We start from the raw sequence: 12354 nt of genomic DNA on the forward strand, positions 1-12354 counted from the left end.
CAATCCCGTCCACTCGCGGTGCTGCGATGAACAATCTGTTTGGTAGCGATAGCTGGCTCTACATCCTGCTGGTCGGTTTTGTGGTCGGGCTGCTGGCGCGTTTCATCACGCCCGGTACCCAGCGCCTGGGCTGCCTGCTGACCATCGTGCTCGGGATCGCCGGTGCAGTGGTTGCCAGCTGGTTTGGGCGCTACATGGGGTGGTACCGCGCAGGCGAGCCGGCCGGTTTCCTTGGCGCATTGCTCGGTGCCATCGCCATCCTCGCGCTGCTGCGGTTATTCAGCGGCAGCAAACGCTAAGCGCTGCCCGCGCGCCTGACCCACCACGACACGACAGCTCAGAACACATGACGTCATCACCTTCGGACACTGCGCGCGACACGCTGCGCCTGCACTGGGCGCGCCAGGCCCTCAACGATTCACACGCCACGCTGCAGCGTGCGTCCACGGACGCCGGGTTTCGCAGCTACTGGCGCACGCAGGGCAGTGGCGTCGATCGCATCGTGATGGACGCGCCACCAGCGCTGGAGAATGTAGCGCCGTGGTTGCGCATGCACGGCGTGCTGCGTGAGCACGGCGTGCGCGTGCCGCAGGTGCTGGCGCAGGAGTTGGAGAGCGGATTCCTGCTGCTGGAGGATCTGGGCGTGCCGACGTTGGCGCAGGTGTTGACCGACACCAACGCCGATGACCTGATCGATGGTGCCATCGCGCAGTTGCTGTTGCTGCAGCAGATTCCGCCGCCTGCCGACAGCGGAGTGTTCGGCGAGGCGCTGCTGCAACGCGATGCGGGACTGTTCGAGGAATGGTTTGTGGGACGCTATCTCGGCGTGCAGCTGAACTGTGGCCATGCCGAGCAACTGCAGTTGGTGCAGCGCCGTTTGATGGACAACGCCCTGGCGCAGCCACGCGTGTTCACCCATCGCGATTTCATGCCGCGCAATCTGATGCCGGTGGCCGATGGCCCGGCAGTGCTGGACTTTCAGGATTGCGTGATCGGCCCGATCGGCTACGACCCGATCAGCCTGTTCAAGGACACCTCGGTGAGCTGGCCGATCGCCCGCGTGGACGGCTGGCTGCAGCGCTACCATGCGCGCGCAAGTGCGGCCGGATTGCCGGTACCGCCGCTGGCGCAATTTCTGCGCGATGCGGACTGGATGGGCGTGCAACGGCATCTGAAGAATCTGGGTATTTTTTCGCGCCTGAGCCATCGCGATGGCAAGCATTGGTATCTGGATAACGTGCCGCGTTTCATCACGTATCTGGACGAGGTACTGCCCCGCTACACCGAGCTTGCGCCGTTGCTTGGCCTGCTGGACGAGGTGATCAAGCCCGCACTGGCAGCACGCGTGCAGCAGGTCACGGCATGAAAGCGCTGATCTTTGCCGCCGGATTCGGCGAGCGCATGCGCCCGCTCACCGAGCGCACGCCCAAGCCGCTGCTTTCGGTCGGCGGCACGCCGTTGATCGTGTGGCATTTACGCAAATTGGCGGCACTGGGCGTGGACGAGGTGGTGATCAACACCTCGTGGCTGGCCGAGCAGTTTCCCCAGGTATTGGGCGACGGCAGCACGTTCGGTCTACGGCTGACCTATTCCTACGAAGGTGCGACGCCACTGGAAACCGGCGGCGGCATGCTGCATGCGCTGCCGCTGCTGGGCGATGCACCATTTCTGCTGGTCAATGGCGACATCTGGACCGATTTCGATTTTGCCCGCCTGTCGCGTGCGCCGGAGGGATTGGCGCAGCTGGTGCTGGTCGACCAACCTGCATATGCAGCGCGTGCGGATTTCGCGATGGACGCCGATGGCAAGGTACGCACCGATATCCCTGCTACGCATACCTACGCCGGCATCGGTGTCTATCGGCCGGCGTTGCTACGCGATTGGCCATCAGTGATTGGCCCGCTGCCAGCACAGGGCAGCACGGCGCCGCGGTTTGCGCTGGCGCCGATCCTGCGCGCGCAGATGGCAGCAGGCTTGGTCGATGGCATCCACCATGCCGGGCGCTGGACCGATGTCGGTACGCCGCAGCGGCTGGCGAACCTGGATGCGCAGTTATTGCGTGACCGCGGCTGATCGCAACCACACCGCTACAACGCCCGGCCGCGCACTGCGCATTGCGTGAATCACCCACATCGAGCATCTCGACGAGCCTTGCAGCCAGCCCGAGGGCCGTCGCACCTACTCTTATCCATGCGCACCGACCATCCCGACGGGTCCCAGCCCGCCCACCGTCGCGGGACCTTGAGCGGCATGGATGCCGCGCCAGAGCCTATGAGGACGTACTTGCGGCGTGTCCCGCGATGATGGGCGGGCAAGGGCCAAGCAGCAGCGCCACAGACCATTCGCTCTGTAAGCTCTAGGCGTTGTGCTCCGACAGCCTGAGCGTTGTAGATAGACGCGTAGCCGGGAAGAGCGAGGCACACCGCGCCTCCCGGACAACGAGCGCAGTCCTCCTGCCGACCGCTCTAAGCCCCACGATCCTCAAGCACCCGCCGCAGGAACGGCACCGTGATGCGGCGCTTGGCGGCCAGCGATTCGCGATCCAGCCGATCCAGCAAGGCCACCAGGCCGGCCAGTTCGCGCTCGCTATGGGTCAGTAGCCAATCGATCGCCGCCTCGTCCAGAGCCAGGCCGCGCCGCTGCGCGCGGTCGCGCAGCACCGCCGCGCGCGCGGCATCGTCGAGTACCGGCAAGCCGATGCGGATGCATTGCGACAGGCGCGAGCGCAGATCCGGCAGGACCAGGGCCAGGCCATCGGGCATCTGCCGGGCGGTGTAGAGCAGGCTGATGCCGGCCGCGCGCGCACGGTTGTGGAAATCGAATAGCGCCACTTCGTCGTCGCGCTGCCCGGCAATGCTGTCCACGCCATCCAGTGCGACCAGGCTGCGCCCTTCCAACGCTTCGAGCGCATCGCGCAGCCGTCCAGCGGCCGCGTGCAGGGGCAGATACGCCGTTGCGCGCCCGGCCTGCTCGGCCGCAGCGCACACCGCCAGTGCCAGATGCGTCTTGCCGGTACCGGCGGGACCGGCCAGGTACAGCCAGTCGCTCACCTGCCCGGCCGCCAGCGCCTGCAACTGCGCAAGCAGGCCGTCGGGCGCGGCGATGTAACTGTCGAAACGCTGGTCGGATGGCGCGCGCAACGCCAATGGCAACTGCGGCACGCTCACGACCGATCTGCGTCCTTGCTCGGGTCGATGATGATGCTGCGCTCGGGCGTGGACTGCAGCACGATGCCGGCCCGCTCGCCTGCATATAGGTCGCTGCGGGTGTACTGCTCATGCGCATAGCGCAGCAGCACATTGGCCACCGCCGCCACCGGCAATGCCAGCAACATGCCGAGGAAGCCGAACAACTGGCCGCCAGCCATCACCGCAAAGATCACTGCCACCGGATGCAGCCCGATCTTGTCGCCGACGATGCGCGGGGTGAGCACGTAGCTTTCCAGCAACTGGCCAACGGTGAACACCACGCCCACGCCGATCAGCAGCTTCAGGTCCAGGCCCTGCGCCTGCACGATGGCCGCCAGCAGCGCGAGCACGATGCCGGTGGTCGCGCCCAGGTACGGAATGAAACTGATGAAACCGGCGATGATGCCGATCAACAACCCCAGGTTGAGCCCGATGATGGACAGGCCGGTGGCATAGATCGCGCCCAACGCCAGCATCACCAGGAACTGGCCGCGAATGAAGCCGCCCAGTACGTCGTTGGATTCGAGCGCCAACCGGCTCACCGTGCCGATGTAGGCACGCGGTATCACCGCCGCCACGCGCTCGACCAGCCGGTCCCAGTCACGCAGGAAGTAGAACGCCAGAATCGGCAGCAATGCCAGGTTGATCACCCAGGTCACCATCGCAAAGCCCGAGCGCGACACGTAGCCGAAGAAGGTCTTGGCGGCACCGCCGGCCTGTTCCCAATGGCTGCGGATCCAGTCGATCAGCCGCTCCGGGTCCAGCCAGCCCATCAGCTCCACGCCGGTCTTGGCTTCCAGCCACGGGATGGCGGTACTGATCGCCCAGGCGCGCATCTGCGGCAGTGCATCGATCAGGGTCATGATCTGGCGTTCGATCATCGGTACCAGGATCATCAGCGCCAGCACGAACAACAGCGTGGCCAGCACGAACACCAGGGCCACCGCCACATTGCGCGAACGCCCGGCGCGCTCAATGCGGTCCACCAGCGGGTCGCCCAGCCACGCAAGCAGCAGGGCCAGCACGAAGGGCGTCAGGATCGGCGCCAGCAGCGAGATCACCCACAGCACACCGACGATCACCGCCGCCCATTTGAGGCGACGCAGGAATAAGGCGATCTCGGCTTCGGGAGTCAAAGTCATTTCAGGCGGTACTCGGCGTGCTCGTTTTCGAGAATGATCGGGCCCTCGGTCGGGACCGACACCGAGACCAGGGGACTAGTGTCGCCGAGCATACGGTTGAGCCCGGAAATGCCCGTGAGCAATTCCAGATCCACTTCCATGCGGTCGCCATTGGCGCTGACCGGGCGGATGCTGCGCACCACCGACACGCCCTGCAGCGCAGCGGCAACCCGCAGGTAGTCGTCGGCGCTATGGATGCCAGTGATCACCGCACGGTACACGCCCGGCACCCCCGAGTCCACGCGCTTGGCATAGCGCTTGACCAGTGCATCGGCCGCGCCATCGGCACCGGCCGCCATCGCACGCCGCGCATCGCCATCGCTGCTGGTCCAGCTGGACAACACATTGCCGTTGTCCACGAACACCCAGTCTGCGGTCCAGCCGGCGGCATTGCGGTAGAGCTTGCCGATCAGTTGCATCGGCGGGCTGTACCTGGCCGAGGCACGCGACACCGCGGCGGTGTCCTTGCGCCAGATCGCACCGGCCAGTACCTGCTCGGCAGCGGCGCCGCCCGGCAGGCCGAGCCGGTAGCCACGCTCGATGGCGCGGTCGAGCACGCTGCGGGCGGCGTTGGCCTGGGCAACCCCGACCAGGCGCGGACCGCTGCCGTCATCGATGGCCAGCCACAGCACCGGCTTGGGCCGCGGCAGCGGCCAGACCGGCAGGCCCAGCGCCGCGATCAGTCCATCGACATCGGACTGCCGAAACCGTGCCACCAGGGTAGTGCGGAAGGTCGGCGCACCGGAGCGCGAAGTGCCCTGATCCTGGCGGTAGTCGTAGTGCTCGACGTAATTGGGCGCATTGCGCAGCGCCTGCGGCACCCCCGGGCGGCTCATCACCGCGCGATCGCCGGAGACCTTGCCCAGCACCGCGCCCAGCGCGCGCGCCAGGGCACCGGGGCGATCGGATTCGCTCTGGCTGTTGACCGGCACTTCGGCATCGTAGGCGCTCTGCGCTTTGGCGACGTCGCCTTCGGTACGCAGATCGGCCTGCGCAAAGGCCGGAACGGCGGGCATGGCGACCACGAGGGCGAGAAAGAAAGCAAGACTGCGGCGCATCGACGGTTCCATGGCGTAGGCGTATCCGGGTGAATTGTTGCCCGAATGGGGCGCTAGCGCCAACGTGGCTGTTAAAATCGCCGCCTTTACTGCCGAGCCACCCACGCCCGTGACCAGCCCAACGCCTTCTACTCCCTCGCCCATGACCTACCGCGACGCAGGCGTCGACATCGATGCCGGCAACGCCCTGGTCGAACGCATCAAGCCGCTGGTCAAGCGCAGCTTCCGGCCGGAGGTGATGGGTGGCCTGGGCGGCTTTGGCGCGCTGTTCGACCTGTCCGGCAAGTACAAGGAGCCGGTGCTGGTCTCCGGCACCGACGGTGTGGGCACCAAGCTCAAGCTGGCACAGCAACTGGGCCGCCACGACACCATCGGCATCGACCTGGTCGGCATGTGCGTCAACGACGTGCTGGTGCAGGGCGCCGAACCGCTGTTCTTCCTGGACTACTTCGCCACCGGCAAGCTGGATGTGGACACTGCGGCTGCGGTGGTGGGCGGCATTGCACGCGGTTGCGAGCTGTCCGGTTGCGCCTTGATCGGCGGCGAAACCGCCGAAATGCCCGACATGTACCCGCCCGGCGAATACGACCTGGCCGGCTTCACCGTCGGTGCGGTGGAAAAGTCGCAGTTGCTGGACGGCGCACAGGTACGCGCCGGCGACGTGCTGATCGGCATCGCGTCTTCCGGCCCGCATTCCAACGGCTATTCGTTGATCCGCAAGATCTACGAGCGTGCAGGCTCGCCGGCCGAACACGTGCTGGACGATGGCACCAGGTTGATCGATGCGCTGATGGCGCCCACCGCGCTGTACGTCAAGCCGGTGCTGGCGCTGCTGAAATCGCATGGCGAATCGATCCACGCCATGGCGCACATCACCGGCGGCGGGCTGACCGAAAACATCATTCGCGTGATTCCGGATGGCCTGGGCCTGGAGATCGATGCCAAGGCGTGGACGCTGCCGCCGGTCTTCGCCTGGCTGCAGCGCGAAGGGGCGGTGGCCGATGCCGAAATGTGGCGCACCTTCAACTGCGGGATCGGGTTCGTGCTGGTCGCATCGCCCGATCAGGCGGCGGCGCTGGAACAGGCGCTGGATGGCCAGTCGCTCGCCCACTGGCGGATCGGCCAGGTGGTCGCCGCGCACGGCGACGAACGCGTGCAGATCGGCTGACCAGGAACCTCGCATGGACGCTTCCCCACCCCTGGCCGCTCCGTCGGCCAGCGCCGACGACCTGCAGCATCTCAAGCTGCTGTCGATCTTTCATTACGTGCTGGCCGGCATCACCGGGCTGTTTTCGTTGTTCCCGCTGATCCATCTGGTCATGGGGCTGGCCATTGTCACCGGGCAGTTGCCGATGCAGGGCAGCAATGGGGAACCCGCACCTGCCGAGATGCGCCTGTTCGGCTGGATTTTCGTGGTGTTCGCCGCCGCCCTGATCACCGGCGGCCTGACCCTGGCCGGGTTCATGGCCTATGCCGGGCGCTGCATCGCCCAGCGCCGGCGGCATCTGCTCTGTCTGATCGTGGCGGGCATCTCCTGCAGCTTCATGCCGTTCGGGACCGTGCTTGGAGTCTTCACGCTGGTCACCTTGCTGCGCCCCCAGGTCAAGGCACTGTTCGGCGCTGCGCCTGCCGCAGGTTGAAATGAAGGCGAGCCCACGCGCCATGCGCCGTCCGAAGCTGGCCGCGTTGGTCGCCACGCTGGCAGTGTTTGCAGCAAGCTGGATCGCCCCGTTGTGGCCGCTCGAGCAGGCGCTGCACAGCACGTTGACCGTGGCCGGGCTGATTGCGCTGGTGGGTGTCGACCGTCGCTGGCCGATGGACACCGGTGCCTTTACAGCGATCTGCGTGTTCATCTGCATGCACTGCATCGGCGCACGCTGGCTGTATTCCAACGTGCCCTACGAACACTGGAGCCGGCAGCTGCTGCACTGGTCGCCTGCTGCGACGTTCGGCTGGACGCGCAATCATTTCGACCGGCTGATCCATCTGCTGTTCGGGCTGTGCTTTACCCCGGCCGTGATGCAGCTGGCGATGCGGCGATGGCCGCGATTGACACGTCGGCAGGCATTCGCGCTGACGGTGATGAGCATCATGTGCGTCAGCCTGATTTACGAGTGGTTCGAATGGGGCATTGCGCTGCTGCTGTCGCCGCAGGCCGCCGAAGCCTACAACGGCCAGCAGGGCGATCCCTGGGACGCGCATACCGACATGCTGCTGGCCACCCTGGGCAGCCTGGCGGCCTACCCCGTGGTGAGGACATTGCTCAATGCACGCAACTGACGCCCCGCTCCGCCTGGCCGTACTGGCCTCCGGCCGCGGCAGCAACCTGCAGGCCATGCTCGATGCCATCGCCAGCGGGCGCCTGCGCGCAACCGTGGTCGGGGTGTTCTCCGATCGCCCGCAGGCGCCGGCCCTGCAGAAGGTGGACGCGGCACGGCGCTGGAGCGCCAGCCCGCGTGCGTTTGCCGACAGGGATGCGTTCGATGCTGCGCTGGGCGATGCGATCGCCGCCGTGCAGCCGGACTGGATCGTCTGCGCCGGCTACATGCGCATCCTCGGCGAGCCGCTGGTGCGCCGCTTTGCCGGCCGCATGCTCAATATCCACCCGTCGCTGCTGCCCAAGTATCGCGGCCTGCACACCCATGCGCGTGCGCTGGAAGCCGGCGATGCCGAACATGGCGCCAGCGTGCATCTGGTAGTGCCCGAGCTGGATGCCGGCAGCGTGATCGCACAGGCCCGCGTGCCGGTGCTGCCTGGCGACAGTGCCGACCAGCTGGCTGCGCGTGTACTGGCCCGCGAGCATCCGCTGCTGCTTGCCACCCTCAACCTGCTGGCCAGTGGGCGTCTGCAGATCCACGACGATGCGGTCCACCTCGACGGTCAGTGCCTGTTTACGCCACTACGACTAGAGTCCGCTGACACCGCATTCGCCTGAATGCGCAGACGCCCCCCTCATCCTGCCTCGGACATCCTTGTGGGCCCTGTGCCCCAATCAGCGCATGAACGTCCTTCCGATTGCCGCCGCGCTGTTGACCACCGCCCTGCTCACCCAGGCCGGCCCCGGCCGCGCGCAACAGGCCACCCAAGTCCCCGCGCCTGCCCAGCCAACGCCGGTAGCCCCTGCTGCGGCGGCACCGGCGTCTGCCGCCACTCTGCCCGCCAGCACCTGGACGCCGCCACCGCTGGAGCCGTTCGTGGCGACCTACCAGGCGTTCTATCGCGGCAAGGAGGCGGGCGACGCCACGATGCAGGTCAGCCACGGCGACGGCAGCCAGTGGCGCATCGACATGTCGGTACGCGGCCGTAAAGGCTTTGCCAGCATCCTGGGCCTGAACCTGGAGCAGAGCACGGTGTTCCGTGTCGACGGTGACACCTACGTGCCGCTGAGCCAGAGCACCGTGCGCAAGGCGGTGTTCTTCGGCAAGAAGGTCACCGGCGTCTACAACTGGCAGGCCGGCACCGCACAATGGGATGGCGATCTGAAGAAGGAACGCCAACAACCGATTCCGCTGCAGCACGGCGACCAGAGCGCGCTCTCCCTGAACCTGTCGCTGATGCGCGACGCGCAGCCCGGCCGCAGCCTGAGCTATCGCTATGTCGATGTGGGCAAGGTGCGCAAGTACGACTACCGCGCCGCCGACACCACCGAGGTGGTGCAGGTCGGCGACCTGAGCTACGACGCGTTGCGCGTGTATCGCGTCAACGGCGGCGACAACGAAACCATCCTCTGGATCGCCAACGGGGTTCCGACCCCGGTACGCATCCTGCAACGTGACAAAGGTGAGGATCAGGTCGATCTCCGCCTGGTCGAATACCAAGGAGCCTGACCATGACATTCTCTTTCCGCCCCAGCGCATTGATCGCCGCCGCTGCTCTGGCCGTGGCCAGCCTGCCGGCGTTTGCCGTGCAGCCCTTCCAGGCCGACTACTCGGCCAATTACATGGGTATGCAGGCCAACGGCACCATGACCCTGGCCGCGGCCGGCGCCAATCAGTGGCGCTACACGCTGACCATCCAGAACCAGCTGGCCAACCTGACCCAGAGCACGGTGTTCGAGGAAGCCAACGGCCAACTGCGCCCGGTGAGCAGCAACGACACCTCGTCGATGATGGTCAAGCGCCGCAACGTCACCGCCAATTACGACTGGAAAACCAGCCAGGCCACCTGGGGCGGCGACATCAAGCCGGACCGTTGCGGTCCGGTCAAGCTGCAGCCTGGCGATATGGACGCATTGCTGATCAACCTGGCAATCACCCGCGATCTGGCCGCCGGCAAGCCGCTCAACTACCGCATGGTGGACGAAGGCCGCATCAAGCCGATGAGCTACAAGGTGGTCGGCAAGGAAACCATCACCGTCAACGGCAAACAGGAACAGGCCACCAAGGTCTCGCGCGTGGACGGCGACAAGGAACTGATCGCCTGGGTGGTCAAGGACCTGCCGGTACCGGCGCGCCTGCTGCAGAAGGAAAAGGGCCAGGACGCGCTGGACCTGACCATCAAGTCGCTGCTGCGCTGAGCGCTCTGCGCTTATCCGACCATTTCGACTGGTCCTTGCCCGCCCACCGTCGCGGGACCTTGAGCGGCATGGATGCCGCGCCGGAGCCTCCAGGGACGGATTCACGGAGTGTCCTGCGATGGTGGGCGGGCAAGGGCCCTGCAGCACACGCAAGGACGTCGAGTGCGCGGTGCCCTCACCGCTCGCGGGACACGCCGTTAACCCATCCATGGGGGCTCGGTGGCGGCATCCATGCCGCCAACGGTCCCGCAATCGGTAAGGACACCGGAGCCGCAGATCAGCGGCTCCGCAATCACTCTTTCAACCAAGGCCGAGCGCTTCTCAAGGCTTGCCGGCAGCCTTGTCGTCGCCGGTCGTAAATACGGTGCGGCAGTCCACCCGGATCTGCTCATCAGTGCCACGCCAATAGAACAGGTCGCAATGGCGCTTGCCTTCGACGGTCTTTTTTACCGCCACTGCATAGAACGATTGCGCGATCTCGTTGCGGCTGGCGGTGCCGTCGCCGTTCCAGTCCATGTCCTTGAACTCGACGCCCTGGGTGATGGCCATGCCCACGCTCCATGCATAGGCCAGCCACGCCAGGATCAGCACGATCACGCCGAGCAGGATCTTGCGCCGGGTGGTGAAACGGCCGCGCAGGATCATGCGCTGCGCTGGATGGTCGCGCCCAGCGCCCCCAGCTTCTCCTCGATGTTTTCGTAGCCACGGTCCAGGTGGTAGATGCGATCGATGGTGGTGTCGCCGTCGGCCACCAGGCCGGCCAGGATCAACGACGCTGAGGCGCGCAGATCGGTCGCCATCACCGGCGCGCCGCTCAGGCGTTCGGCACCGCGCACGATGGCGGTATGGCCTTCGACCTGGATGTCCGCGCCCAGGCGCAGCAGCTCGTTGACGTGCATGAAGCGGTTTTCGAAGATGGTTTCGTTGATCACGCCTACGCCGTCTGCCACGCAGTTGAGCGCCATGAATTGCGCCTGCATGTCAGTGGGAAACGCCGGGTATGGCGCGGTGGTCAGGTTGACCGCACGCGGGCGCTTGCCGTGCATGTCCAGGGTGATGCTGTCGGCGGTGGTGGTGATGCTGGCGCCAGCTTCGGTGAGCTTGTCCAGCACCGCATCCAGGGTGTCCGGACGTGCGCGGCGCACGGTGACGCTGCCGCCGGTCATCGCCACGGCCACCAGGAAGGTGCCGGTTTCGATGCGATCCGGCAGCACCGCATGGTGCCCGCCGCCCAGCCGTTCCACGCCCTGCACCACGATGCGCGGGGTACCGGCGCCTTCGATCTGCGCACCGAGCGCGATCAGGCAATCGGCCAGGTCGGCCACCTCCGGCTCCATCGCCGCGTTTTCCAGCACCGTGGTGCCTTCGGCCAGCACGGCTGCCATCAGCACGTTCTCGGTGCCGGTGACGCTGACCATGTCGAAGACGTAACGGCCGCCTTTCAGACGCCCATTGCTGGTGGCCTTGATGTAGCCGTTCTCCACGCTGATCTCCGCACCCAGCGCCTGCAGGCCCTTGATGTGCTGATCCACCGGGCGCGAGCCGATCGCGCAGCCGCCGGGCAGCGAGACTTCGGCGGTGCCGTAGCGCGCCAGCAGCGGGCCCAGCACCAGGATCGATGCGCGCATGGTCTTGACCAGCTCGTACGGGGCGACCTGATGGGTGACCGAACGCGGGTCGACCAGGATCGAGCGGCCCTTGGCCAGCGTGCCTTCGTCGATGGTGACCTCGGCGCCCAGCTCACCGAGCAGCTTCACCGTGGTGATCACGTCATGCAGGTGCGGCACGTTGCTGATTTCCACCGGCGCGTCGGCCAGCAGGGTGGCGCACAGGATCGGCAGCACGGCGTTCTTGGCGCCGGAAATATTGACTTCGCCGTGCAGCGCTTGGCCGCCGGTCACTACGATTTTTGCCATGGGAATCTGAGAAGTCCGAAGTAAGGGTATGTCGGGGGAAGGAGGTGCGGCCGGACGGTTTTTAGGCGAACGGCGCTGAGACCGGGAGACCGAGCGCCACGCCGGGCATTGCCCGGGACGCGCTGGACACCGACGCGAGGTGACCGTGGACCCAAGCCAGGGAGCCGAGGATGCAGCTGCATGCCGACTCCCGGCCCGGCCCGGGCCGCCTGGCGGCGAGCGCGGTTGCCGGGCTCAGCCTTCCTCGGGGGTCAGCGTCTTGAGCTGCAGCGCGTGGATCGCCCCGCCCATCAGCTCGCCCAGGGTCGCGTAGACCATGCGGTGGCGCGCCAGCGGGGCCTTGCCCGCAAATGCGGGGCTGACCACGGTGGCCTCGAAGTGCACGCCATCGTCGCCGTGCACGTCGACGCGGGCTTCAGGCAAGCCGGTTTCGATGAGTTTACGGATGGTTTCGGCGTCCAAAGGGCGTTTCCTCATAAAATGAGCGCACATTCT

Annotated in this window: 15 protein-coding genes; 9 read left to right on the forward strand and 6 right to left on the reverse strand. The window is 66.3% G+C overall.

Features of this window, described 5'->3' with window-relative positions; translation table 11 throughout:
* Window positions 1–26: 26 nt before the first annotated feature.
* Genes XnspCFBP7698_RS05185 through murU form a run of 3 tightly spaced genes read left to right on the forward strand, consistent with a single transcriptional unit; the run spans window position 27 to window position 2073 of the window.
* Window positions 27–299, forward strand: coding sequence for a GlsB/YeaQ/YmgE family stress response membrane protein (locus XnspCFBP7698_RS05185; protein ID WP_039404677.1), 273 nt, complete (start codon window positions 27–29; stop codon window positions 297–299).
* Window positions 300–346: 47 nt separating this feature from the next.
* Window positions 347–1366 carry a phosphotransferase gene (locus tag XnspCFBP7698_RS05190; RefSeq protein ID WP_104579793.1) on the forward strand — a complete coding sequence of 340 codons (1020 nt, stop codon included), beginning with the start codon at window positions 347–349 and terminating at the stop codon, window positions 1364–1366.
* On the forward strand, window positions 1363–2073 hold the full coding sequence (murU, locus tag XnspCFBP7698_RS05195) for an N-acetylmuramate alpha-1-phosphate uridylyltransferase MurU (RefSeq protein WP_104579792.1): 711 nt from the start codon (window positions 1363–1365) through the stop codon (window positions 2071–2073). The genes XnspCFBP7698_RS05190 and murU overlap by 4 nt, the downstream gene beginning before the upstream one ends.
* A 392-nt stretch (window positions 2074–2465) precedes the next feature.
* Here murU and hda read toward each other — a convergent pair whose 3' ends face one another.
* Genes hda through XnspCFBP7698_RS05210 form a run of 3 tightly spaced genes read right to left on the reverse strand, consistent with a single transcriptional unit; the run spans window position 2466 to window position 5439 of the window.
* Entirely contained in the window at window positions 2466–3167 is a 702-nt protein-coding gene (gene hda, locus XnspCFBP7698_RS05200) for a DnaA regulatory inactivator Hda (RefSeq protein WP_047693831.1), read from the reverse strand.
* Entirely contained in the window at window positions 3164–4330 is a 1167-nt protein-coding gene (locus XnspCFBP7698_RS05205) for an AI-2E family transporter (RefSeq protein ID WP_039404666.1), read from the reverse strand. Before XnspCFBP7698_RS05205 ends, hda begins: the two co-directional genes overlap by 4 nt.
* The gene (locus XnspCFBP7698_RS05210) at window positions 4327–5439 is read right to left on the reverse strand and encodes a DUF2066 domain-containing protein (RefSeq protein ID WP_199680040.1); all 1113 of its coding nucleotides are present in this window, start codon (window positions 5437–5439) and stop codon (window positions 4327–4329) included. Before XnspCFBP7698_RS05210 ends, XnspCFBP7698_RS05205 begins: the two co-directional genes overlap by 4 nt.
* A 22-nt stretch (window positions 5440–5461) precedes the next feature.
* Between XnspCFBP7698_RS05210 and purM the strand changes: the two genes are divergently transcribed.
* The 6 genes from purM (at window position 5462) to XnspCFBP7698_RS05240 (ending at window position 9943) form a co-directional block, all read left to right on the forward strand.
* Window positions 5462–6595, forward strand: a complete 1134-nt coding sequence (gene purM / locus XnspCFBP7698_RS05215) for a phosphoribosylformylglycinamidine cyclo-ligase (RefSeq protein WP_199680042.1) — start codon at window positions 5462–5464, stop codon at window positions 6593–6595.
* A 13-nt stretch (window positions 6596–6608) separates the two neighbouring features.
* Window positions 6609–7067 carry a hypothetical protein gene (locus XnspCFBP7698_RS05220; RefSeq protein WP_047693836.1) on the forward strand — a complete coding sequence of 153 codons (459 nt, stop codon included), beginning with the start codon at window positions 6609–6611 and terminating at the stop codon, window positions 7065–7067.
* Between the two features lie 22 nt (window positions 7068–7089).
* Complete coding sequence (locus XnspCFBP7698_RS05225) at window positions 7090–7707, forward strand: DUF2238 domain-containing protein (protein WP_104579944.1); 618 nt, start codon at window positions 7090–7092, stop codon at window positions 7705–7707.
* The gene (gene purN / locus XnspCFBP7698_RS05230) at window positions 7694–8362 is read left to right on the forward strand and encodes a phosphoribosylglycinamide formyltransferase (protein ID WP_104579789.1); all 669 of its coding nucleotides are present in this window, start codon (window positions 7694–7696) and stop codon (window positions 8360–8362) included. Before XnspCFBP7698_RS05225 ends, purN begins: the two co-directional genes overlap by 14 nt.
* Window positions 8363–8426: 64 nt before the next feature.
* Window positions 8427–9254, forward strand: a complete 828-nt coding sequence (locus tag XnspCFBP7698_RS05235) for a DUF3108 domain-containing protein (RefSeq protein ID WP_047693839.1) — start codon at window positions 8427–8429, stop codon at window positions 9252–9254.
* A 2-nt stretch (window positions 9255–9256) separates the two neighbouring features.
* A complete protein-coding gene (locus XnspCFBP7698_RS05240) occupies window positions 9257–9943 on the forward strand; it encodes a DUF3108 domain-containing protein (RefSeq protein ID WP_123137276.1) in 687 nt (228 codons plus the stop codon).
* 321 nt (window positions 9944–10264) lie between these two features.
* Here XnspCFBP7698_RS05240 and XnspCFBP7698_RS05245 read toward each other — a convergent pair whose 3' ends face one another.
* From XnspCFBP7698_RS05245 to XnspCFBP7698_RS05255, 3 genes are all read right to left on the reverse strand, one after another.
* Entirely contained in the window at window positions 10265–10588 is a 324-nt protein-coding gene (locus tag XnspCFBP7698_RS05245) for a hypothetical protein (protein WP_047693841.1), read from the reverse strand.
* The gene (gene murA, locus XnspCFBP7698_RS05250) at window positions 10585–11859 is read right to left on the reverse strand and encodes a UDP-N-acetylglucosamine 1-carboxyvinyltransferase (RefSeq protein WP_104579788.1); all 1275 of its coding nucleotides are present in this window, start codon (window positions 11857–11859) and stop codon (window positions 10585–10587) included. Before murA ends, XnspCFBP7698_RS05245 begins: the two co-directional genes overlap by 4 nt.
* A gap of 234 nt (window positions 11860–12093) precedes the next feature.
* A complete protein-coding gene (locus XnspCFBP7698_RS05255; protein ID WP_104579787.1) occupies window positions 12094–12321 on the reverse strand; it encodes a BolA family protein in 228 nt (75 codons plus the stop codon).
* Window positions 12322–12354 lie beyond the last annotated feature (33 nt).

The sequence above is a fragment of the Xanthomonas sp. CFBP 7698 genome, from assembly GCF_003600855.1.
GTDB lineage: Bacteria > Pseudomonadota > Gammaproteobacteria > Xanthomonadales > Xanthomonadaceae > Xanthomonas > Xanthomonas cannabis.

Excerpts from the sequence above, each read along its gene's own strand:
- XnspCFBP7698_RS05185 (WP_039404677.1), top strand. The coding sequence starts at position 27 with ATGAACAATCTGTTTGGTAGCGATAGCTGGCTCTACATCCTGCTGGTC.
- XnspCFBP7698_RS05190 (WP_104579793.1), top strand. The coding sequence starts at position 347 with ATGACGTCATCACCTTCGGACACTGCGCGCGACACGCTGCGCCTGCAC.
- murU (WP_104579792.1), top strand. The coding sequence starts at position 1,363 with ATGAAAGCGCTGATCTTTGCCGCCGGATTCGGCGAGCGCATGCGCCCG.
- XnspCFBP7698_RS05205 (WP_039404666.1), bottom strand. The coding sequence starts at position 4,330 with ATGACTTTGACTCCCGAAGCCGAGATCGCCTTATTCCTGCGTCGCCTC.
- XnspCFBP7698_RS05210 (WP_199680040.1), bottom strand. The coding sequence starts at position 5,439 with ATGGAACCGTCGATGCGCCGCAGTCTTGCTTTCTTTCTCGCCCTCGTG.
- XnspCFBP7698_RS05220 (WP_047693836.1), top strand. The coding sequence starts at position 6,609 with ATGGACGCTTCCCCACCCCTGGCCGCTCCGTCGGCCAGCGCCGACGAC.
- XnspCFBP7698_RS05225 (WP_104579944.1), top strand. The coding sequence starts at position 7,090 with ATGCGCCGTCCGAAGCTGGCCGCGTTGGTCGCCACGCTGGCAGTGTTT.
- purN (WP_104579789.1), top strand. The coding sequence starts at position 7,694 with ATGCACGCAACTGACGCCCCGCTCCGCCTGGCCGTACTGGCCTCCGGC.
- XnspCFBP7698_RS05235 (WP_047693839.1), top strand. The coding sequence starts at position 8,427 with ATGAACGTCCTTCCGATTGCCGCCGCGCTGTTGACCACCGCCCTGCTC.
- XnspCFBP7698_RS05240 (WP_123137276.1), top strand. The coding sequence starts at position 9,257 with ATGACATTCTCTTTCCGCCCCAGCGCATTGATCGCCGCCGCTGCTCTG.
- XnspCFBP7698_RS05245 (WP_047693841.1), bottom strand. The coding sequence starts at position 10,588 with ATGATCCTGCGCGGCCGTTTCACCACCCGGCGCAAGATCCTGCTCGGC.
- murA (WP_104579788.1), bottom strand. The coding sequence starts at position 11,859 with ATGGCAAAAATCGTAGTGACCGGCGGCCAAGCGCTGCACGGCGAAGTC.